19 protein-coding genes are annotated in these 21,752 nt (G+C 33.4%); 11 read left to right on the forward strand and 8 right to left on the reverse strand.

The features are described from left to right. Positions 1-30: 30 nt before the first annotated feature. From ACO05K_RS09310 to ACO05K_RS09325, 4 genes are all read left to right on the forward strand, one after another. On the forward strand, positions 31-540 hold the full coding sequence (locus ACO05K_RS09310; RefSeq protein WP_421944168.1) for a hypothetical protein: 510 nt from the start codon (positions 31-33) through the stop codon (positions 538-540). Continuing rightward, entirely contained in the window at positions 521-2,620 is a 2,100-nt protein-coding gene (locus ACO05K_RS09315; RefSeq protein ID WP_421944169.1) for a hypothetical protein, read from the forward strand. Before ACO05K_RS09310 ends, ACO05K_RS09315 begins: the two co-directional genes overlap by 20 nt. Positions 2,621-2,726: 106 nt before the next feature. Beyond that, positions 2,727-3,446, forward strand: a complete 720-nt coding sequence (locus ACO05K_RS09320) for a 3-keto-disaccharide hydrolase (RefSeq protein WP_421944170.1) — start codon at positions 2,727-2,729, stop codon at positions 3,444-3,446. Positions 3,447-3,595: 149 nt separating this feature from the next. Continuing rightward, positions 3,596-3,826, forward strand: a complete 231-nt coding sequence (locus ACO05K_RS09325; protein ID WP_421944171.1) for a DUF4287 domain-containing protein — start codon at positions 3,596-3,598, stop codon at positions 3,824-3,826. Between the two features lie 128 nt (positions 3,827-3,954). Here ACO05K_RS09325 and ACO05K_RS09330 read toward each other — a convergent pair whose 3' ends face one another. Further along, positions 3,955-6,627 (reverse strand): family 78 glycoside hydrolase catalytic domain, encoded by a 2,673-nt coding sequence (locus ACO05K_RS09330; protein ID WP_421944172.1) that lies wholly within the window; start codon positions 6,625-6,627, stop codon positions 3,955-3,957. Between the two features lie 335 nt (positions 6,628-6,962). On the opposite strand from ACO05K_RS09330, the gene ACO05K_RS09335 reads away from it, so the two are divergent. From ACO05K_RS09335 to ACO05K_RS09355, 5 genes are all read left to right on the forward strand, one after another. After that, positions 6,963-7,640 (forward strand): response regulator transcription factor, encoded by a 678-nt coding sequence (locus tag ACO05K_RS09335; protein ID WP_421944173.1) that lies wholly within the window; start codon positions 6,963-6,965, stop codon positions 7,638-7,640. A gap of 89 nt (positions 7,641-7,729) precedes the next feature. Further along, positions 7,730-8,989 (forward strand): ATP-binding protein, encoded by a 1,260-nt coding sequence (locus tag ACO05K_RS09340; protein WP_421944174.1) that lies wholly within the window; start codon positions 7,730-7,732, stop codon positions 8,987-8,989. A 56-nt stretch (positions 8,990-9,045) separates the two neighbouring features. After that, a complete protein-coding gene (locus ACO05K_RS09345) occupies positions 9,046-10,317 on the forward strand; it encodes a TolC family protein (protein WP_421944175.1) in 1,272 nt (423 codons plus the stop codon). A gap of 5 nt (positions 10,318-10,322) precedes the next feature. Further along, entirely contained in the window at positions 10,323-11,420 is a 1,098-nt protein-coding gene (locus ACO05K_RS09350; protein WP_421944176.1) for an efflux RND transporter periplasmic adaptor subunit, read from the forward strand. Positions 11,421-11,447: 27 nt separating this feature from the next. Then, positions 11,448-14,570 carry an efflux RND transporter permease subunit gene (locus ACO05K_RS09355; protein ID WP_421944177.1) on the forward strand — a complete coding sequence of 1,041 codons (3,123 nt, stop codon included), beginning with the start codon at positions 11,448-11,450 and terminating at the stop codon, positions 14,568-14,570. A 69-nt stretch (positions 14,571-14,639) separates the two neighbouring features. Here ACO05K_RS09355 and tatA read toward each other — a convergent pair whose 3' ends face one another. The 7 genes from tatA to ACO05K_RS09390 form a co-directional block, all read right to left on the reverse strand. Then, positions 14,640-14,831 (reverse strand): twin-arginine translocase TatA/TatE family subunit, encoded by a 192-nt coding sequence (tatA, locus tag ACO05K_RS09360; RefSeq protein WP_421944178.1) that lies wholly within the window; start codon positions 14,829-14,831, stop codon positions 14,640-14,642. 123 nt (positions 14,832-14,954) lie between these two features. Further along, entirely contained in the window at positions 14,955-15,182 is a 228-nt protein-coding gene (locus tag ACO05K_RS09365) for a hypothetical protein (protein ID WP_421944179.1), read from the reverse strand. Between the two features lie 214 nt (positions 15,183-15,396). Continuing rightward, positions 15,397-15,918, reverse strand: coding sequence for a protease (locus tag ACO05K_RS09370; RefSeq protein WP_421944180.1), 522 nt, complete (start codon positions 15,916-15,918; stop codon positions 15,397-15,399). A gap of 114 nt (positions 15,919-16,032) precedes the next feature. Continuing rightward, positions 16,033-16,221 (reverse strand): cold-shock protein, encoded by a 189-nt coding sequence (locus ACO05K_RS09375; RefSeq protein ID WP_290244052.1) that lies wholly within the window; start codon positions 16,219-16,221, stop codon positions 16,033-16,035. Between the two features lie 145 nt (positions 16,222-16,366). After that, entirely contained in the window at positions 16,367-16,573 is a 207-nt protein-coding gene (locus tag ACO05K_RS09380; protein ID WP_421944181.1) for a hypothetical protein, read from the reverse strand. 166 nt (positions 16,574-16,739) lie between these two features. Next, the gene (locus ACO05K_RS09385) at positions 16,740-17,144 is read right to left on the reverse strand and encodes a response regulator (RefSeq protein WP_421944182.1); all 405 of its coding nucleotides are present in this window, start codon (positions 17,142-17,144) and stop codon (positions 16,740-16,742) included. Continuing rightward, positions 17,137-20,448, reverse strand: coding sequence for a PAS domain S-box protein (locus ACO05K_RS09390; protein WP_421944183.1), 3,312 nt, complete (start codon positions 20,446-20,448; stop codon positions 17,137-17,139). Before ACO05K_RS09390 ends, ACO05K_RS09385 begins: the two co-directional genes overlap by 8 nt. A gap of 572 nt (positions 20,449-21,020) precedes the next feature. On the opposite strand from ACO05K_RS09390, the gene ACO05K_RS09395 reads away from it, so the two are divergent. Continuing rightward, entirely contained in the window at positions 21,021-21,191 is a 171-nt protein-coding gene (locus ACO05K_RS09395; RefSeq protein WP_421944184.1) for a hypothetical protein, read from the forward strand. A 139-nt stretch (positions 21,192-21,330) separates the two neighbouring features. Next, positions 21,331-21,744 (forward strand): LytR/AlgR family response regulator transcription factor, encoded by a 414-nt coding sequence (locus ACO05K_RS09400; protein WP_421944185.1) that lies wholly within the window; start codon positions 21,331-21,333, stop codon positions 21,742-21,744. Positions 21,745-21,752: the final 8 nt, after the last annotated feature.

Consider the following 21,752-nt stretch of genomic DNA (forward strand, 5'->3'; position numbering starts at 1 on the left):
GATGACATTAGCATTATCATCCTCTATTTAATGAATACAAACGAATTGCTCTCTCAGCTTAGGAGGTTCGTTCTTATAAAATCTGGACTCAGAAATATCGATCCGGCTCATTGTAAGACTATTTCTGAGCTAATTTTTAAGGAAACCAAAAATTACGTCAGCGAAACTACAGTTAAGCGTTTTTTTGGCTTTGCCCAAACTTTGCATAAATTTTCTTTATTCACACTTAATAGTTTATCTCAATACATCGGATTTTCAGATTGGGAATCTTTTTGTAAAGAAAAAGAAAACGAAACCACTGATGTTGATGACGTTTGGCAGAACTTAAAAATAAGAGCTCAAGCTATAACTGACACATCACTAATTGCAAAAAAGAATAGTTCTGGTGTTCCCTTTGATGCAACCTCAAAACGTAATTTTCTTTATAGCGATTTTGATTATTTCTTAAAAAACGATTATCAATTTACAACGATAAGTGCACAACCGGGTCAAGGAAAATCTATTTTACTAGCACATTTGGTTGAGCATTTTTTTTTATAATGATAATGCACCATACAAATCGGATATCGTTTTACTTATAAACTCAGGTACAATTAGCGATATAATCCAGAATGGACTAACATTTAAAGAATGGTTTTTAAAGGAGTTTAAATTTCCTGGACTTAGCGAGTTGATCTCCTATTTTGTAAAACATCCTAAAAACTGTAAAGGCCATATTGTAATTATTGTAGATGGCATAGACCAGTATTTGTCTATTAACGAATACTTCAAAACATTCATCGAACTTTTACACGGTATTCAACATAATAGTTTTATTAAAATTGTAATGGGCTTAAGAGTTAACAATTGGGTTAATTTACAGCCAGCTGTTACGGGTTCAGCATTTTTAACAAGTGCATGGTATAAAGGCTTATTTTTTGATGAGGATAAGAACACTAATGTACCTTCACTTAATAAAGAAGAAATTTTATTTACTTTAAGTAAAATTGAGGGAAAGCCAATTCTGGAAAGCGATTTGCATCCAGGTTTATTATCGCAGTTTAAAACACCTTTCTGGTTACAGATTTATTATAAACTTAAGCAAGAAGTAAAGACACTCGAGCTAAGTAATCAACTACTTTGTCTGGAATTGATTAATTATTTTCTGGAAAACAAAATTTTCTTATCCAAGAACAGTACTGAGAAAATATTTATTTTAAAAGAAATTAGTCGTGAAATTTCTAAAGGTGCAGTTTGCCAACGGGTTGCAAAAGAAAACATTCTTAATTATGTTAATTCATACCCCGAGGCTTATCAGGAACTTTTATATGGCGGTATATTAATTGAAGAGAAGAGATTAACAACATCAATTCCAACAGAAATAGTTAAATTTTTGAATGATGACATTTACACTTATTTCTTATTTCTTCAGTTAACAGAAAAATTTCATTTTAAACCTGATAAGTATTTCTTTGAAGAGATACTTATAAATTATTCTGAAGACCAGGTTTTAAGAGCGCACTTGCTGAATTGGAGTATAAGATTTTGTATAAACAGAAACGAAATACAGGCTCTTAAAAATATTTTCACACTTCCGTTTACTAATGAAGAAAAGAATAAAGCTTTTAATTTTATTTGCGATGTTGCTTTATTTGAACTTGGTAAAACGGATTCGAAATTTAATGCGCAAACCATCGATATCGAGTTTATAGATATAATGGTTAGTGGCAGAATAATGAGTAAACATTATAAAGCTGCAGTAAAACAACTATCTGAGAGGGTTTTTGATGAAAATATACAGATTATATTAAATGTAATTAGCTGCAGCATTTCCATAGTCGACATGGATAAACACGGACTTGCAGAAAATATGCAGACCTTAAAAAGGTATAATAAAGAACTGCTTGAGCTTTTCCCTATAAATCCGTACGATTTAATTTCGTTTTTCAATAATATATTGGTTGGCAAGCCAAATAACAGCAAAACTTTACTCGAAAAAATTGATGCGCTATGCCACAACATTAGCAAGAGTAAGCCATTACCAAATAGCATGCTGAGCAGTTACGAAATGATAGCTTACAGATTGGCAATAATTGTTTTATTTAGCGATAAAAGTTTCAAGGAATGCTCCAGCTTATGTGAAGCAATCATCAAAAAGTATCCAAAGATTTTTTATTTACGCTCATCAGTATTTTCATCATTTTTACTAGTTGCAATAACGCAAACAAGTTTAAAATTAAATAAATTAAAAACCACACAAAGAGTTCTTAACTTACTTGGAAAGTTAATTGCTAGCCCTAATAGCTATCACACACCTTACATTTTGGCCTCGTATATTTTGGCAAAAGCAAATTTTTCAAACTATACAGGCAATTACAAAAATGTAATTACAGAGGTTGATAATGGAATGCAACTTGCTACTCAGCACAACCTTCAAATTTTTGAAATTTCTTTTCAATTGATTAAAATTGATGCATTAAAGCATATTAATGATTCGGAGAGTGTATCTCAGGCAATCAAGGATTTATTAAATTATCTGGCAATAAATAAACTCACCATGCCCGATTTCGTTAACCTGAACGACGAAAAATTCAACCATACCTTTAAGATTCTGAAATCATATAAATCGAACAATATATAATCGAATGATTTTTACTAAATCGATTTGTAACAGTTTCAACGCATATTCTTAAGAATAATATAAACTAGCCAAGTATTTATTATTTTCGAAATAAAAAAGAAAACCAATGAAAAAATCGCTAGTTCTTCTTGCAGCTTTCGCAATGTTTTGCGCAACAGCTTTCGCACAAGAAGCAAACACACTTACTAAAAAAGAAATAAAAAAGGGTTGGAAATTACTATTTGATGGAAAATCATTAAATGGATGGCACACTTATTTAAGAGACACAGTTGGCTCAAAATGGACCGTACAAAATGGTGCAATTGTGTTCGACCCGTCAAAACCTAGAAACGGTGGTGGTGATATTGTAACAAATGAAGTTTACGAAAATTACGAGTTAAACCTTGAATGGAAAATTTCAAAAGGTGGTAACAGTGGAATTATTTTCGACATACAAGAAGACCCAAAATTTAGAGCTACATATTTAACCGGTCCTGAAATGCAGGTTTTAGATAACATTGATGCAGATGATAATAAAAAAGAAAATCATTTAGCAGGCTGTTTGTATGATATGTCTGGCGATGCTTCAGTTTCTAAACCAAAACCTGTTGGAGAGTGGAATAAAGTTCGCTTAATTCAAAATAAAGGCCATTTAACATTCTATTTAAACGGAACAAAAACTTTTGATGGTCAGATTGGAAGCGACGAATGGAATAAGTTGGTAGAAAACAGCAAATTTAAAGACAAAGCTTTCGCAAATTTTGCAAAGGTTGCAAAAGGCAAAATTGCATTGCAAGAGCATCCAGGTTCGAGCCAATGGAGAAACATTAAAATTAAACAACTTTAATCTTTACTTAAAATAATTGAAGGATTGGCTATTCGCCAATCCTTTTTTTTTGCAATAATTGTCGCATTTGCACCTTTAATTTGTCGCAAATAAATAACCATTGTTTAACATTGATGCTTTAGTTTAGAGTAAATAAAAAATCATCAGATATGTCATTCCAAGGATATTTAAGAACGATAAAAGAAAAAACCGGATTAACACCAGCAGAGCTGAGAACTAAAGCAAATGAAAAAGGCTTTACTGCAAATGGACTATTAAAACCTACAGTTAAAGCCGGAGAAATTGTAAGCTGGTTAAAAGAAGAATACGATTTAGGCCATGGCCATTCGATGGCTGTTTATGCATTATTAAAAGGTATTAAAAACGAAGACAGCGAATAAAAAAAGTCAGTATTATAAAATCAATTCATCCTTTCGTATGTCACGTTGAGCTTGTCGAAACGCCCTTTAATGAATATTAACAAGACCTTCGACAAGCTCAGGATGACATCATGTATTAGTGATGCTGCCTATTTTATATCGAAGGAATAACTTCCGGCAGGTAATTCTTGTTTATTGCTAACTACTTTTCCGTTTAAATAAATCTTTTTACCAGATAATGCAGGAATATCTAAACTTGCAGTTGAGTTTGCAGGAATTTTAACATCGTACCTTACACTATTTTTATTCCTATTCCAGGAAGACAAAATTGTACCGTATGGACTTTCATGGCTTGCCGTGAAATGCTCTAAACTTTCTACAAAATTTGGTTGAAGTAAAATATTTTTAAAGCCAGGTTGCTTTTCATCTATCTTAATACCACCAATTCCTTTAAAAAACCAGCCACCAATTTCTCCAAACATCATGTGGTTATCAGAAATATCTCGTGTTGCCTGCATATCCCAATTTTCGTGAAGTGTGGTTGCACCGTTAACAATCCACCATCCCCAACCTGGGTAAGTATCTTGTGCAGCCAGTTTATAAGCGGTTTCTGCTTGTCCGTTATCACTTAAAGCATTTAAAACTGCCTTTGCACCTAAAACCCCAACATCAATGTGCATACCGTCAGCAGCAACTCTTTTTGCAAGATTTTCGGCTAATTTTGAACGATACTGCTCATCAACAATATTCCACTGCAAAGCCATACTTAACTCTGTTTGAACGCCAGAACCATAACTAACTGTTTCAGCATTGAAATATTTAGCGTTTATAGCTTTTTTAATCTTTTTAGCCAAAGCACTGTAAACGAGATAATCGTTTTGATTGTTAAATAATTTGGCTGTTTTGGCTAAAATGTCAGCATCAACATAAAAATAAATTGATGAAGTATATTCTAAATTTGAAGTAGATTTAACAGGAACCCAATCGCCCCTACCAAAAGTTGTTAAACCATCTTTACTAATATTATTTACGTAGTTAACATACTGCTTTATGTTTTTGTAATTATCAGCAAGTGCTTTTGTATCGCCATAAAACATATAAATATTCCACGGAATTATTGCGATGGTACTTGTCCAGTCTGTACCATTTGCAGTGCCATAACCCCAACCACCAGTTGGAATAATATCTGGTAAAACACCGTTTGGTTGTTGCTCATCCCTATGGTCACCCAACCACTTTTCGTAAACCGTTACTGCATCGAAATTGTACAATCCGGTTTCTATGGCGAAATGACCATCTCCTGTCCAGCCGTTTTTTTCTCGTTGGGGACAATCTGTAGGGAAACCAAACAAATTAGATAAATAAGAATTATTGGTTGCCCACCAAATTTTATCAATTAATGGATTTGAAGATGAAATTTTCCCGGTTGCAGGCACATCGCTATGCATAAAATAAGCCATCAGATTTTTTTCTTCTAGTTTTATCGGATTGCTGGCGGTAACCTCAACATATTGAAATCCTTTGTAATTAAACAAAGGCATAAATTCTTCTTCACCATCTCCGTTTAAAATAAAAATATCCGTTTGGAAAGGGTCGGTATTATCTTTTGGGCGATAATAAACATCGATATTTGATAAATCTGCTCGTCCGTTGGTATGCAAACGTTCGGCATGTTTAAGCTTAATTATGGTTCCTTTCGGGCCAGAAACTTTTATTTTACTTACACCGGCAATATTTCTGCCTAAATCATATAAGTAAGTCGTATCATCAAACTTACGAATGCTTTTAACTTTTATTTCCTCAACATTACGAATTGGATGCATGGTTTGAGAAACAATATTTTTTGAAGGCGTTGCTCTCAGGTTTATTCCTCGCCATTTTGAATCATCAAAATCAGCTTTATTCCATCCCTTTTGTACCAATCTGGCGTCGTAATGTTCGGCTGTGTAAATATTATTAGAAATGATTGGGCCAAAACTTGTTTTCCAATCGCTACCAGAAGTTACTGTTTCCGTCGTACCATCGGTATAAGTTATTCTTAAATCCAAACAAAAAGCTGGTCTGGCTCTCCAAGGTGCTTTATCAAAATTCCATACAGCCATAGCCTGATGATTATACCAACCATTCCCCAAGATAACGCCAACTGCATTTTTCCCTTGTTGAAGGTTTTTAGTTACATCATAAGTAACATATAAATTTCTTCTATCAAAACGGGTGTACATTGGGTCTAAACGATGATTACCAACCTTTTCTCCATTTAAATAAAGTTCGTACAAACCAGAAGCAACAATGTATGCCCTTGCAGATTTTATTTGTTTTGCAGGCTCGAAAACTCTTCTAAAATACGGCGCCGGACGAGTATTTATATCGCTTCTATCGCTAATCCAGGTTCCTTTCCAATTCTCTGCACCCATCATTCCGGTTTCAAAACTCGAAATTTTTGAAAGCACCAACTTGTTATCTTTATCTAAAACTTCAACCCTCCAGAAATATTTGGTAAATGGTGCTAAAGCCCTTCCTTTATAAATAATCAAACTATTTCCTGAATTTACTTTTTCAGTATCCCACTGAACATTCATTTTACTTTTAAGCTGCAAAGAATCTGTACCAACTATAATTCGATAAGCAAGTTGAACAGCTCCTTTTCTACTGTCTTCCATCATCCATGATAAACGTGGGTTTGGGTTGTCAATACCAATAGGATTTATTAAATGTTCGCACTTAAGATTTACAATTTCGCCTGCATTTGTTGTAAGTATGCTCGAAAAAACTGATAACAAAAATAAAAGTGGCTTAAATAATTTTAGTTTGATTGTGCTCATACTTGTGTATAGGAATAGGTTTTAATTTTGGTTAAACTGCTTAGTTATTTGGTTAAAATTGCAAATCTAAATAAATGCAAATCTTCAGTTAAAAACAATCATCAACTTGTTTTATTATGGCTAAAAATTGGCGCTGTTAAGATAACTAAATCGATTTAAAGAACCGTCCTGAACTGTTTGTAATTTTATTATAGATTAAGAAACCCGCCATTACCGCTTAACTATTTTTTAGCGATGTTATGTATGAACTGCATTTAAAAATGAGAATCGAGTAGGTTTCTGTTGAATAAACCAAATTTAATCTCATTTTAAGATGATATGGTTATTTTTGTTTTATGCCAAAAATTGGAATAGCAGAAGATGATGTTAAAATTGCTGATTTACTGAAATCAGCAATTGAAGAGAACGGTTACTCAACAAGCTGTGTTTTCAATGGTAGCGACGCATTTGCTCTTTTTGCTGATGAGAAATTCGATTTGCTGATTATTGATGTAATGATGCCCGGAATTAACGGTTTGCAGGTTTGTAAATTACTTCGCGAGCATGGCATAAAAACACCTATCCTATTACTTACGGCGCTCGGAACAGTTGATGATAAGGTAACAGGATTGGAATCTGGAGCAGATGACTATTTGGTGAAACCTTTTCATTTAAAGGAACTTTTGGCTAGAATTGCTGCACTTTTAAGGCGTTCAAATACCACAGAAATTAATAAAGACAACCTACTTTGTTTTGATGATTTATGCTTAAACACCGCAAGCAAAGAAGTAACACGAGCAGGAAAAAATATAGAGCTTAGCGCAAAGGAATTTATTCTGCTAGAGCTTTTTTTACGCAATCCAAATCGTTTGCTTTCGAGGCAATTTATAGCAGAACAAGCCTGGGATATTAATTTTGAAACCGGAACAAATGTAATAGATGTTTACATCAACTTCCTGAGAAAAAAAATAGAGAAGGGTTTTGAAAGAAAACTTATTCATACTAAAATAAACATGGGCTATATTTTAAAGTAATGAAAATTAAAGACCGTATAGCTTTATATTTTACGCTTATTTGCACCTCCATTCTGTTGTCGGTACTGTTTACGGTTTATTTTACTTTCATGAAATTTCTGCAAGCCGATTTTTTCGAAAGACTTACAGACCGAACAATGGTTACGGCTAAACTTTACCTCGAAGCCGATGAAATTAGTCGCGATGCATTAAATACTGTTCGCCATAAGTATTTGCAGAAATTAAACGGCGAGGTTACCAGAATTTACGACAACAAAAACAGAGCTACTTTTATCGGTGATTCTGCTCAATACTGGACAACATCTACAATAGAACTTGTTCGCAAACGCAAACATTTAAAGTATACTGATGGAGCCAGGCAAGTTGTTGGCATTTATTACAAAGATAATCAGGGCGATTTCGTTATTCTTGCTTCGGCCGAAGATCAAGGTTCACACAACAGGTTAACAAAATTATGGAAAATCATGATTTTCGTTTTCATCTTAATATCGGCCTTTGTTTTATTACTGAGTAGATGGATTGCAGAAAAAATGCTGAAACCACTAAATAAATTCCTTGCTGATGTGAAGCAAATTGATGCTAAAAACATGGAATTTAGGGTTGAAGAAAAAGCAAACAATGATGAAATAAATCAAATTGCCAAAACCTTTAACCAGCTTATGGAAGAACTTGAGCAGGCTTTTATTTTGCAAAAAACCTTTGTTGCCAATGCTTCGCATGAGTTAAGAACACCACTGACGAGCGTAATTATGAGTGCCGAACTTACGCTTTCTAAAGATAGAACCCTAAATGAATACCAAAATTCCATTCAATCTATGTTAGAAGAATCTGAAAAAATGGAACACATTATAACAGGTTTACTGGCTCTGGCAAAAATGGATATGGAGCTGATTCACGCTCAACGTTCTGAAATTTTGGTAGCTGATTTAGTAAATTCCATCAAAGCAGATTGGCAGCTTCAAAAAGGGTTAAATTTATCAGTTGATATAAATAATAATGTTAAAGGATTAGCCATTTTTGCGAATGAAACGCTCATTAGAATTGCGCTTGATAATGTAATTTCAAACGCATTTAAATTTTCTAAAAACCAGAAAGTTAGCTGCAAATTGCAGCATCAAAACGGAGAAATACTAATACACATTGAAGATAATGGACCCGGAATATCAATAAATAAGGTTAATGATATTTTTAAGCCGTTTTACAGTAATGCAAAAAATCTTGGTTTAAATGGCGAAGGTATGGGACTTTACATCACCCAAAAAATTATAGAAATTTTTAAAGGAACGATAGAATTATCCCAAGCGTTACCTAATGGTTGTGTCTTTACAATTAAACTCCCCACACTTTAATCCGCTTTTAATTTCGATTTAATTCGCGTTTAATTTCGCAACAATAGCTTTGCCGCATGAGAAAAACTTCGGCATTACTCATTGTATTTTTAGGATTATTTTCCCTAAGCGCCAAAAGCCAAAACGATACGTTAAAATTAGACCTTTCGAAAGCACAATCGTTGTTTTTAGAAAATAACTACGATTTGTTGGTCAGCAATTATCAAATAAAACAAGCAAAGGCAGAAATTATTACCGCCAAATTATTTGACAATCCGCAGTTAGAATATGAAAATCTATTTTATAACCACGAAACGAAAAAATTTTTACAAACCTCTGCAGAATTTGGTCAGTTTGCAGGTTCAATTTCGCAGTTATTCAAATTGGCGGGAAAGCGAAATAAAAACATAAAAGTTGCTCAGTTTGGGGTAAAGTTAGCCGGAGCAGAATATTTCGAGCTTATGCGAACTTTAAAATTCGAGCTGGCTAATAATTTCTATAAAGCTTATTACGCCAATCAATCCATTAAGGTATTCGATGAGCAAATTACATCAACAGCGCAGTTATTAAAAGCTTACGAGCTTCAATATAAATCGGGTAATGTTGCACAGAAGGATTTAATCAGAATTAAATCGTTGTTAATTGGTTTAAAAGCCGAACGTGTTGATGCTTTTAATGAGTTAGAAGATAATTACCGCGATTTGAAATTAATTTGTGGCATAACTGCCGCAACGCCAATTCTACCAGTTGTTGATGAAAATAAAAATCAACTTTCCAAAGTAGAAAAAATTTCAATTTCCGAATTATTAGATTCTGCTAGAAACAATCGTCCGGATTTAAAGCTTGCAAAAACTGATTTACAACTCAGCGAAGCAAATTTAAGCTTGCAGAAAGCAATGGCAATTCCTGATGTTGAGCTCAATTTAAGCTACGATTATAAAGGAAACTATCCTGAAAAATACACAGGTATTGGTTTAAAAATCCCAATTCCACTTTTTAATAGAAATCAGGGCGAAATCAAAAAGGCCAAATTATCGATTGATGAATCGAACCTAAAAATTAACCGACAACAAATTTTACTCGAAAATGAAGTTTTAAATAGTTATAAAACTGCCCTCAGAAATGAAAAACTATCAGATGAAATAGATGCGGATTTTAGCAATGATTTTAACAAGTTAATTACTGCTTTGATAAAAAACTTTAAAGAACGAAATGTCAGTTTAATTGAATTTTTGGATTTATACGACTCTTACAAGCAAAATACCCTACAACTACATAAGCTACAGTTCGAAAGAATGAGTTCGAGAGCAGAATTAAATTACGTTACCGGTTCAAACATTTTTAAATAATTAACATGCAAATCATTAATAAAACCATTTCTTACTGTTTTTTAATTTCGGCAATTGGCGTAAGTTTCTCTTGCAACGAGAGCAAAACCGAGCCTATAAAAGAAAAATTCACAATTACCGATTCTTTGCTAAATCGTTTATTAATTGATACCGTTCAGCAAGCGAATAACAAAACTAACATCATGTTTTCGGCAAAAATTACGGCTAACGAAGAGCGTAAATCAGAACTTTTCCCGATGGTAAGCGGAACGGTAAGTCAGGTTAATATACGTTTAGGCGATCAGGTTAAAAGCGGACAAACTTTGGCAACCGTAAAAAGTGCAGAAATGGCTGGCTTTGATAAAGAATACATCTCGGCTAATGCCGAATTAAAAAATGCAGAACGTTCATTACAGCAAGCAGAACAACTTTTTCAAAGTGGATTATCATCAGCAAAAGAATTGGAAGAAGCTAAAAACGATTTTCAGATTAAGAAGGCAGAAGTAAAAAGAGCTGGTTCGGTTTTAAGGTTGAATGGCGGCAACAGCGCAGGACTTTATGCAATCAAATCGCCAATTAGTGGTTTTGTAATAGAAAAACAGGTTACAAATAACATGCAATTGCGTGGAGATAATGATAAAAGTTTGTTTACAGTTGCCGATTTATCAAATGTTTGGGCTATGATTAATGTTTACGAATCAGACATTTCAAGGCTTAAAACCGGAGATGAGGTACAATTATCTACCCTTTCTTATCCTGAAAAAACATTTATCGGCAAAATTGATAAAATTTATAATCTGGTTAACGAAGATAGCAAGGTATTGAATGCTCGAGTTGTAATTGCAAATCCCGATTTTTTATTGAAACCCGGAATGTTGGGAACCGTAAGTGTAACAGCAAGTTCCGGAATAGATTTGCCTGTTATTAATTCTAGATCGGTAATTTTTGATGATAATAAAAACTACGTTTTAGTTTTAGACAAAACTGGTAAAGTAACCATTCGGGAGATTGAAATTGGACGTAAAACGGCTGATAAGATTTACGTTAGCAAAGGTTTAAATGCCGGAGAACGCGTAATCGCATCTAAACAAGTATTTCTATTCGAAACGCTTAAAGCTCAATAATATCTTATCCTTTTAGATTTCTGAATAATGAATAAATTCATTAAAAACATAATCAGCTTTGCGCTGAAAAACAAATACTTTATATTTTTTGCAACGTTCGTACTAATTTTAGCAGGTTATCTTTCGTTCAAAAACACAACAATTGATGCATTTCCTGATGTTACAAACACCAACATAACCATTATTACTCAATGGCCCGGAAGAAGTGCTGAGGAAGTTGAGAAATTTGTAAGTCGCCCGTTGGAAATTGCCATGAATCCAACCGAAAAACGAACCAGCATTCGCTCCTCTTCCCTATTTGGTTTATCAATTGTAAAAGTGAGTTTTGAAGATGATGTAGATTATGCGGAAGCTCGTGTTCAGGTAAATAACCATTTGGATGAAGCTGATTTACCTGATGGGATAAAACCAGAAGTACAACCTCCATACGGACCAACGGGAGAGATTTTCAGGTATACTTTAACCAGCGATATCAAATCAGTTAAAGAATTAAAAACCTTACAAGATTGGGTTATTCAACGCGAACTTTTATCAGTTTCTGGCATTGCTGATGTAGTAAGTTTTGGTGGCGAAGTAAAAACGTACCAAATAACCGTCGATCCTCAAAAAGCAATTCAATATGGCGTTAGTGCAACCGAACTTTTCGAAGCAGTTTCTAAAAGCAATATTAACGTTGGTGGCGATGTAATTGTTCAAAGCGGCCAGGCTTATGTTGTTCGTGGCATCGGTGTTTTAAATAATATTGATGAAATAAGAAATGTTGTGGTTGATAACGTAAACGGAACACCTGTTTATGTTAAAACCATTGCCGATGTTACCGAATCTGCCTTGCCAAGACTTGGACAGGTTGGTCGTGATAACGACCCTGATGTTATTGAAGGTATTGTTGTAATGCGAAAAGGCGGAAATCCGAGTGATGTTATTGCCAGACTGAAGGAAAAAATTAACGAAATAAATACTAATATTTTACCAGATGATGTAAAAATTAAAGCCTTTTACGATCGTGAGGATTTGGTTAATTATTCGGTACATACGGTTATGGGCAATATGCTCGAAGGTATTCTTTTCGTAACGCTCATCGTATTTCTTTTCATGGCCGATTGGCGTACAACACTTATCGTTTCAATAATCATCCCTCTTGCGTTGCTTTTTGCATTTATCTGCCTTAAACTAAAAGGACTGCCTGCAAATCTACTATCAATGGGAGCGATAGATTTTGGGATTATTATTGATGGCGCAGTGGTAATGGTTGAAGGAATTTTTGTCGCCTTAGATGCTCGGGCACATAAATATGGCATGGAACGCTTTAACAAAATGAGCAAGCTTGGTGCCATCAAAAAAGCTTGTTTGGAGAACGGAAAAGGAATTTTATTTGCTAAACTAATCATCATAACTGGCTTAATGCCAATCTTCACTTTCGAAAAAGTTGAAGGCAAAATGTTCTCACCACTTGCGTGGACTTTAAGTTTTGCCCTTTTAGGTGCATTGATTTTGACCTTTACTTTAGTGCCCGCATTAGCAAGTGTTTTGCTTAAAAAGAACGTAAAAGAAAAACACAATATTTTTCTTGAATGGATGACAAAAGCAACGCTGAGGTTTTTCGATATCTGTTTCAGAAAAAAGCGATTAGTTTTTTCGATTTCGATGATTGTATTGCTACTTGGTGCATTTAGTTTCAAATTTTTAGGAACAGAATTTTTGCCAAGTTTAGATGAAGGTTCAATTTATGTTCGTGCTACTGGTCCGCTAAGTATTTCCTTAAACGAAACAAAGAAACTTTCTAACGATATGAGAAAGATTTTCTTAACCTTCGATGAAGTGAAGCAGGTTATGTCGCAAACTGGCCGTCCGAATGATGGTACCGATGCTACGGGCTTTTACAACATGGAGTTTCATGTAGATATTTATCCACGGAAAGAATGGAAGCGCAAGCAGACTAAAGAGCAGCTTATAGAAAGAATGCAGGAAAAACTGAAGAGTTTTCCAGGCACCAGCTTAAATTTTTCTCAGCCGATATCTGATAATGTTGAAGAAGCCGTTTCTGGCGTTAAAGGTTCTATTGTGGTGAAAATGTTCGGAGAAAATTTTGAATACATCGAACAGCAGGAAGAAAAAATTGAAAAGATTTTGAAAACCGTTGAAGGTATTGAAGATTTGGGCATTTTAAGAAATCTTGGTCAACCGGAATTGCAAATAAACCTCGATCAGAAAAAAATGGCGCTTTACGGAGTAAGCACGGCTGATGCAAATGCCGTTATAGAAATGGCAATTGGAGGTAAAGCAGCTACAGAAATTTTTGAAGGTGAGCGAAAATTTGATTTAATTATTCGTTATCCAGAAGATTTCAGGAATGATGAAACCTCTATCAGCAGACTAAGAATACCAACTCTAAGTGGCTCAAATGTTCAATTGGGAGAAATTTCTACCATAAAGAAAATAACCGGACCGAGCATGATTTACAGAGATAAACACAAACGTTACGGTGCAATTAAATTTTCGATTAGAGGTAGAGATATGGGTAGTGTAATTGCCGAAGCACAGAAAAAAGTTAACGAGTCTATCAAACTTCCTAAAGATTACAAACTGGAATGGGCGGGAGATTTTGAAAATCAGCAAAGGGCAATTGCCAGACTTTCGCAGGCTGTTCCTGTAAGTTTGCTATTAATTTTCTTTATACTTTTTGTATTGTTCGGAAATATTAAAGATTCGCTTTTAGTTTTAAATAATGTTCCATTCGCAATGATTGGTGGCATATTAGCACTTTTAGCAACAGGTGTAAACTTTAACATTTCTGCAGGAATTGGTTTTATTGCACTTTTTGGCATCTGCGTACAGAATGGCGTAATTTTAATTACCAAATTCAAAACGAATATTGTAGAACTGAAACACAATCTAGATTGGAGTTTTACAGATGCTATACGCGATGGAATTGCGAGTAGATTTAGGCCTGTGTTAATGACTGCACTAATGGCTGCAATTGGCTTAATGCCCGCAGCGCTATCAACAGGAATAGGTTCTGAAGCATCAAAACCTTTAGCCATTGTTGTTATCGGAGGATTGATTACAAACACAATCTTCAATCTTTTTGTATATCCAATTGTGTTTTATTGGTCGTACAAAAGGAAAGTACAGAAAATCAGCATACAATAGGTATATATAAAAAACCCTGCAAAGGCTTAGAAAGAATCAAAACCTTTGCAGGGTTATTATTAAAATAATTTATACTTTTTTTACTGGTTCAGTAGCCGGAACATCTTTACCATCTTGTCCGTCCTTAAATTCTTTTATGCCTTTACCTAAACCTTTCATAAGTTCGGGTATTTTTTTCCCACCGAATAAAAGAAGTATTGCTATCCCTAAAATTATCATTTCTGGTCCGCCAAGTATGGCAGCAATTGTAAAACTATTCATTTCGTAATTTATTAAAGTTTAAGATATAACAGTAGATACGTGAATAGTAACCTATCGGTTTTTAGGCAACCATTATTATATTAAGAAAAGTAATTATTTAAGGAGAAGATTATAATGCGCTCGTTATTTCTTCAATTCTGATTCTACATTTTTTATCAAGCTGGCCTTACCATTTTGGTAGGTATCAGGTTTTGAAAAATCCTCGATAATGTTTTTTAGCTTCTCTTCATGTACATCTCCAGCAATTTCTTTAAACTCGTTAACAACTTTGTACGAATTCATATCGCCAAAGCCTCTTAGTTGTTTTACTTTTTGAAGGAAAGATGTTAGTTCAGATTTTCGCTTTTCCATTTAATAACCAAAAATAATAAAAACGCCTTATTAATTATACAGCATTTTAATCTTTTTATTAACAAAACAGAATCTTAATATTAACTTTAAATATATTACACGAAAAATTAACACAAATCATTCCTAGAAAAACACACATCATTATAAATTTCATTTTTTTGGAAAAATAACCTGTGCTTTTTGAGATTGAATATCAAATTATAAAATAATCATCCTATTTCTCAAAACTGAATGATATTTTGTTTGCTGCTGATATACCACTCATTCCGCTACCATTGTAGCTTAACGTATATTTATTACTAGGTTTTAAATCATACGCTTGAAGTAAATCAACTTCTGCTGAAACACTATCTTTAGATTTTACAGAAATATAACTATCTGCCGGTGGTGGCATTATCCTTTTAGCCATGGCGCCTTTATATGCAACATCTACTCCATTTGCATCAGTTATGTCTAAATATTTACTAATAAAAGGTTCAAATGGAGTATGCCATTTGCAAAATGATTTTGCTGAATCGGAATTATTGAGAACTGTAAATTTCAATTTAACTGGCGAGCCTTGTTTTACAATGTTATCAATGTGCATCACAGCTGTTAAAGAATCGTTTTTGCTTGTATTTGAAAACGACGTGCTTGTGCTATCAATTACCTCTTTTGAACCTACGACTTTTTGGCTTTGGCTACATGCAGTAAATAAAACTGCTAAGGCAGGAATTATTAGTTTTAAATTTTTCATTTTCTAAGTATAGAAATCATTAAACAAAAACTTATCCAAATTGATGTTTTACAAAAAATCAGGGCAAAAAAAAAGCAGACTTAAAAAAGTCTGCTTAATTTCTTTGGTAATTTTTTAAACCAGTTTTACTTTTACTGCATTTAGGCCTTTTTTACCTTCCTGCACTTCGTATTCTACTTTATCATTCTCACCAATTTTATCTATAAGTCCACTTACGTGAACGAAAATTTCTGAACCACTTTCTTCTTTGATAAAGCCAAAGCCTTTTTCCTCATTAAAAAATTTTACTGTACCGTTTTTCATTTTAGATTTTATTTTTTTATTAATTATTTGATAAAAATATGTTTTATAATCAAAAAAACAAATCTATTATGTTGTTCATTAATTAAATAACAAAAATTTTAATTTTAACAGTAGTTTTTAAGCTATGTTAAAGTGGCTAAGCACATTAAATGTTTTCATCTAATGATTTTTCGTACTCTTCCAATAGTACTTCTAAATTAGTTTTTTTCAAGAAAATTGCGCCAACATCATTTGGGGTTTCTTCAATTTCTGTTAAAACAGTCAATGTTTCAACATTTAAATCTACAAGTTTAGAAACTTCATTGAATTTTTGAGGCGCAAGTTTAAAAACCATCCAATTTTTATTTTCCATATACTAAATAACTGAGTAAGAACGAAAATCGCAAACAAAAACTCTTAAAAGTTGTATGATAAATAATATTTTTATCCACATTTGCGGAATTTAACCACAATAGTAATAATGTCGTGACAAAAACTAAGTAAATTTAATTACCTCTTTGAATATTTGAGTTCGAACATTAGTTTTTGAAGAATGGAATTAACTTTTCTATCGATTTTAATTGGTCAAAATCAGAATCTTTTAATGGCTTGCTAATAAAACCTACAACATTGCTGTATTTTCCCGCCTTTAATCTATCTCCTTCGTTTACTGATGATGTTACCATAACCACTGCAACATTTCCCTGCAAAGAAGAATCCTGAATTTCTTCGAGCAAATCCCAACCACTAATAATTGGCATATTAATATCTAGTAGAAGCAAAAATTGAGTATTGACATTATCCCCTCTTTCCATAAAATTTATGGCTTCGCCGGCATCATCAAAAAATTCTGAACTACAGGCTAATTCCTGTGTTTCTAAAACCGCTTCATGAATCATCAAAATAAGCGGGTCATCATCAATCACTAATATTTTTCTATTCATAGCTTTCACTTTCCGCTTTATCAGATTTTGCACTAATTTCTCTGATAATGTTATCTAATTCGTTAGCTGATTGTTTAATGTGTTGAATAATTTCTTCGAATGAGAGTTTTGGCTGTTCTTTACCCATATCTATAAGTTGAATTAACGCCATAATTCTAGCCAACGGGGCCCGAACAGTATGCGATTGAATCCATGCGATTTCTTTTAACTGCGCATTTTTTTGTTCGATTGAACTTATATGTTTTAACTGACTCGTAATATTTGTAGCAACAACTAACTTTGCCTTTCTACCCTTGTATTCCATTAAGTTGCTTTTTACGTCAACATCAAGAATATCTCCACTTTTGGTTTTATGTTTAAAAATACCTTGGTGAAACAGACTTTTATTGTATTTAGTTAAATGAAGGGTATTCTCTAAATAAAGTAATTCAGAATCGGGCCTAATATCTCTTAGGTTCATCGATAAAAATTCATCCCTGCTGTATCCATAATTATTTTCTGCAGCCAGATTAACATCTAAAAACATTAACGTTTCATAATCGTAAACCCACATTGGTAATGGAGAAAAATGAAACAATTCACTATATCTTTTTTCAGATTCGGCAACTTCAATTTGAATTTTCTTATTCAGCAATTCGGCTTTTTTCCTGTCATCAATATCTTGCACACTACCAAAAATGCGGGTACATTTATCGTTAACTATTTCGGCTTGCCCAATTGTTCTTACCCACTTATAGTTGCCTTTAAAAGTTTCTATTTCTACTTCCTCGTCCCATGGCTGCCCAAAATTAATACACTCCTGAAATTTTCTTTCGATTAATGTCCTGTTCTTTCCTTGTTTAAAGTGGTCTGTACTATTTATTAAATCAGGCTGAAAATAAGATGGTGCTTCATGAATTTCTCTCGTTATATCCGACCAAAAAATCCACTTGTTAGCTAAATCTATTTCCCAACTACCTACACGAGCAAGGCTATTAGTTTTTATAAGCAGTTCTTCTAAAATTTTCTTCTCGGTTATATCTTTGGCTACTGCAAAAATAGAACCCTCGTTAGAAACTGCATTGGCAGTCCACGATAACCATTTAACCTGGCCACTTTTTGTTATAAATCTGTTCTCAAAATTATTGGCCTCGCCACCGGCACTTAAGTTTTTTATAATTTTTACCGTTTGCTTTCTATCTTCATGATGAACGAAAGACCTTGATGGGTATTTTAAAAGCTCTGCCTCAGTGTAACCAAGCAATTCTCCGGCAGCGGGATTTATCTTTGTAAAGAAACCATTTTTGTTAATGATTGCTAAAATATCAGGTGCGAAAGTAAAAATTTCGGTCAATTCCTGCTCTAGTTGTTTTCGGCTAACCTCAATTCCTAATTGTTCAGCAAAATCACTTGATAGCACAGCCATACCTTCTAAACGGTGCTGCTCTCTTCCTGCTAAAATTAGTACGCCAACTAGCACGCCATTATCTATCATCGGTAAACCAAAAGCAGTTTTTAACCCGGCTTTTTTCGCCGCAGCTAAACGAATAATGTTATTTGATTCCTCTTCGAGTCTCCAGGAAACCATTTTATCTTTATCCCAAACCTTACCAGCAAGCCCTTCTCCTCTTGCAGCTTTTCTGTGGCTTTTCGTGCTATCGTAAAATTCTGCAATTTGCTCATCAGCTACAATGTAAGAAAACAAAACAAGCTCTTTATGCTCATTATCAGGCAACCAAGCTTCGGCAATACAAAAATTACCGCACTTACTTACGGCTGATAATACTTTGTACATTATCGTTTTTAAATCAGAATGCTGATTAAAAAGCAAACCAATCTCTGATAACAACTTATCTCTAATTGCTTCTATTTTAGTACTTGTAACATCTCTTTGTATGGAAATCCAACGATTAAACTTACCTTTTTCATCAGCAATTGGTGTTACTGAAAAGTTTGTCCAAAATTCATCGCCATTTTTTTTGTAATTTATTAATGTCGCCTCTACAGGTTTACCTTCTACCAATTCAGAAATCACCCTCGATACTTCGTCTTGATCAGTACGAGGACCTTCTAAAATACGGGGAGAGCTTGTTCTTATCTCATCCAGGCTATAACCCGTCATTTCAGTAAAAGCATCATTAACATAAACAATTTTGCTAATTGGATTTTCATCAGGATTGTATCTGGTAATTACTACAGAATCGGTTGTGTTTAATACAACAGATTCTAATAGTTCTAGTTGTTGTTCTTCGTCTTTGCGTTTAGAAATATCTTGAATTGCACCTACAACTCGAATTGCTTTACCCTCCGAATTGAAAATCACAAATCCATTATCGATAACAGTAGCATAAGAACCATCACTTCGCTCCATTCTATACTCATCTTTCCAATGATGACTTCCTTTTTCTATAACATCATCCAAGCCTTTAACAACTCTTTTATGGTCTTCTGGATGAATTTTTACGGCCCAGATATCCATATCGCTTTTTAACTCGGCCTCACTATACCCGAAAAGTGTTGAAAATCCTTCTCCCCAATAAAGTGAATTGGTTGCAATGTCCCAGTCCCAAATTGCTTCAGCAGTAGCTTTAGTTACATATTTATATCGTTCATTTGCAAGTAATATTTCGTTTTGAACATTTATACGCTCTGTAATATCTCTGGAATTGGCCACAATACCTAAAACACTCGGCTCATTTGTTAAATCAGTAAGTACAGTTTCAATCCACCTGTAATTTCCATCGCTATCAACAAACCGAAATGGTGGTAATGTTCGAGTATCTCCAGGATTAATGCTTAATAAAATAGATTCAACACTTTTAGCATCTTCTGGGTTTATAAAATCGAAAGCATTTTTGCCTATGAAAAAATCGGGTGCTAAACCTAAAATATTAAAAGAAGTTGGGCTTACATATTGATAATTACCTGATTTATCAAGTACGGCAATCATGTCCATTCCTTCCTGAACCAAAAGCTTAAATGTTTGCTCATCAATACTCTTAGGTAACGTTGCGCTTTCGGCAGCGCTTAGCCAAAATTTATTGAGAATTAAGCACTCATTATTTAGATAGAATGGTTTACAAAATTCAATATTTAGTTGCTTTTTTTCTTCTTCGCAGTAGAAATTGAAACTTACAGCCGAATCAGAAGTAACCGCTTCAACAAGTTTATCTTTGAAAATATTTAATTGACTGGGCTTTAACTTGTAAAGTGAGCATAATATATCTAGAGGCTTACCAACAACATCGTGCTTTTCTAAATTGAAGAAATTTGTGAAACTAACAGATACATCAATAACTTCAACACTGTCTTCTGAAAATTTCAAAATCAGTGAGGGCTCAGTAATTGAGTTAAAAATAGCTGAATAAAAAGTATCCGGCATTATGTTATCAAAGGATTATAGGAATGATTAGTTAATATAACAAATATCTATCTTTTTCGCAATAAGAGATTGTTATAATACTCGAAATGTATCTAATATTTCCATACCATACAAATCTTAAAATTGATGCTTTTCAGAATTTAGAATGATAATGGATTGAAGTATTTTTATTTTAAAAAAGTAAGAGCAACAACAATCAACACAAGTAATTCAATATCAATTTTTTACAAAAGATAAAGGCATCATTCAATTTTCTGAACAATATGAATTTATCGTTGCTAATTCGTGTTCAGTGTATTCATTTTTATTTTTGATGATTTAGTAATTAATTGAATAAAATTTACTTTAAAGCAATTTAAGCAGCAACAAGGCTATCATTTTAATTAAAAACATTAAATAAAAACCGAAATAAGACCCTAAAAAATCATTTTCTACAAATTATCAATCCTCTACATTAGGATTTATCAATAAAAATCCATATTTTTAAGCATCAACCACCAATTAATCAGAAAGTTATGAAAAATATTAGCATTTTCTTTGTAGCAGCCCTGATATCTTTGGGCTTTATGTTTCTTTCGTTAAATATAGCCGACCCGGAACTAGGTATTGCAACAATTGTTGTAATTTGGGGCATAGCATTTTGGTTATATTTTAAAAGGCAGCCTGAAAATTCGGCAAATCAATAATTAGGATAGTGTTTCGTTTCATCTTTTAAAGAATCGGACGAATATCTGTACCGCAGCTGACTACCAGATTTCAATAAAAATTCTTAGAACTTTTTGTCATTTTTTAGGGTTTTAATATATTATTATCCTCAAATGGTAAATGAAACAGCTCTTAGATAAGAACAGTAAAAATAAAAAAGCTTACAACTGTGTAGTAATTGATGATGAGCCACATGTGCTTTTTCAAATTAGCGATTATGTCTCAGCTGTTAGAAAATTAAAGCTGGTAGCATCTTTTTTAAAACCTGTTGATGGTATAAACTTTATAAACAGCACGAATACCAGAATTGATTTCCTTTTTCTGGACATTAGTATGCAGGTTTTAAATGGGATTGAAACAGCCAGTTTACTAAGAGATAAAGTTCAGTTCTTAATCTTCATTACTGCATATGAAAAATATGCCATAGAAGCTTTTCATGCAGATTGCGATGCATTTGTACTTAAACCCATCTCTTTTGAAAAACTTTTGAATACGGTAAATCTATTACTTAAAAAGCATCATAGACTAAAATAAAAAGCCTT

Source organism: Pedobacter sp. (assembly GCF_965227205.1).
Taxonomy (GTDB): domain Bacteria; phylum Bacteroidota; class Bacteroidia; order Sphingobacteriales; family Sphingobacteriaceae; genus Pedobacter.

What these genes read in the sequence shown, in the direction of transcription:
- ACO05K_RS09310 (WP_421944168.1), top strand. Translation starts at nt 31, where the DNA reads ATGAATACAAACGAATTGCTCTCTCAGCTTAGGAGGTTCGTTCTTATA.
- ACO05K_RS09320 (WP_421944170.1), top strand. Translation starts at nt 2,727, where the DNA reads ATGAAAAAATCGCTAGTTCTTCTTGCAGCTTTCGCAATGTTTTGCGCA.
- ACO05K_RS09325 (WP_421944171.1), top strand. Translation starts at nt 3,596, where the DNA reads ATGTCATTCCAAGGATATTTAAGAACGATAAAAGAAAAAACCGGATTA.
- ACO05K_RS09330 (WP_421944172.1), bottom strand. Translation starts at nt 6,627, where the DNA reads ATGAGCACAATCAAACTAAAATTATTTAAGCCACTTTTATTTTTGTTA.
- ACO05K_RS09335 (WP_421944173.1), top strand. Translation starts at nt 6,963, where the DNA reads ATGCCAAAAATTGGAATAGCAGAAGATGATGTTAAAATTGCTGATTTA.
- ACO05K_RS09340 (WP_421944174.1), top strand. Translation starts at nt 7,730, where the DNA reads ATGAAATTTCTGCAAGCCGATTTTTTCGAAAGACTTACAGACCGAACA.
- ACO05K_RS09345 (WP_421944175.1), top strand. Translation starts at nt 9,046, where the DNA reads ATGAGAAAAACTTCGGCATTACTCATTGTATTTTTAGGATTATTTTCC.
- ACO05K_RS09350 (WP_421944176.1), top strand. Translation starts at nt 10,323, where the DNA reads ATGCAAATCATTAATAAAACCATTTCTTACTGTTTTTTAATTTCGGCA.
- ACO05K_RS09355 (WP_421944177.1), top strand. Translation starts at nt 11,448, where the DNA reads ATGAATAAATTCATTAAAAACATAATCAGCTTTGCGCTGAAAAACAAA.
- tatA (WP_421944178.1), bottom strand. Translation starts at nt 14,831, where the DNA reads ATGAATAGTTTTACAATTGCTGCCATACTTGGCGGACCAGAAATGATA.
- ACO05K_RS09365 (WP_421944179.1), bottom strand. Translation starts at nt 15,182, where the DNA reads ATGGAAAAGCGAAAATCTGAACTAACATCTTTCCTTCAAAAAGTAAAA.
- ACO05K_RS09370 (WP_421944180.1), bottom strand. Translation starts at nt 15,918, where the DNA reads ATGAAAAATTTAAAACTAATAATTCCTGCCTTAGCAGTTTTATTTACT.
- ACO05K_RS09375 (WP_290244052.1), bottom strand. Translation starts at nt 16,221, where the DNA reads ATGAAAAACGGTACAGTAAAATTTTTTAATGAGGAAAAAGGCTTTGGC.
- ACO05K_RS09380 (WP_421944181.1), bottom strand. Translation starts at nt 16,573, where the DNA reads ATGGAAAATAAAAATTGGATGGTTTTTAAACTTGCGCCTCAAAAATTC.
- ACO05K_RS09385 (WP_421944182.1), bottom strand. Translation starts at nt 17,144, where the DNA reads ATGAATAGAAAAATATTAGTGATTGATGATGACCCGCTTATTTTGATG.
- ACO05K_RS09395 (WP_421944184.1), top strand. Translation starts at nt 21,021, where the DNA reads ATGAAAAATATTAGCATTTTCTTTGTAGCAGCCCTGATATCTTTGGGC.
- ACO05K_RS09400 (WP_421944185.1), top strand. Translation starts at nt 21,331, where the DNA reads ATGAAACAGCTCTTAGATAAGAACAGTAAAAATAAAAAAGCTTACAAC.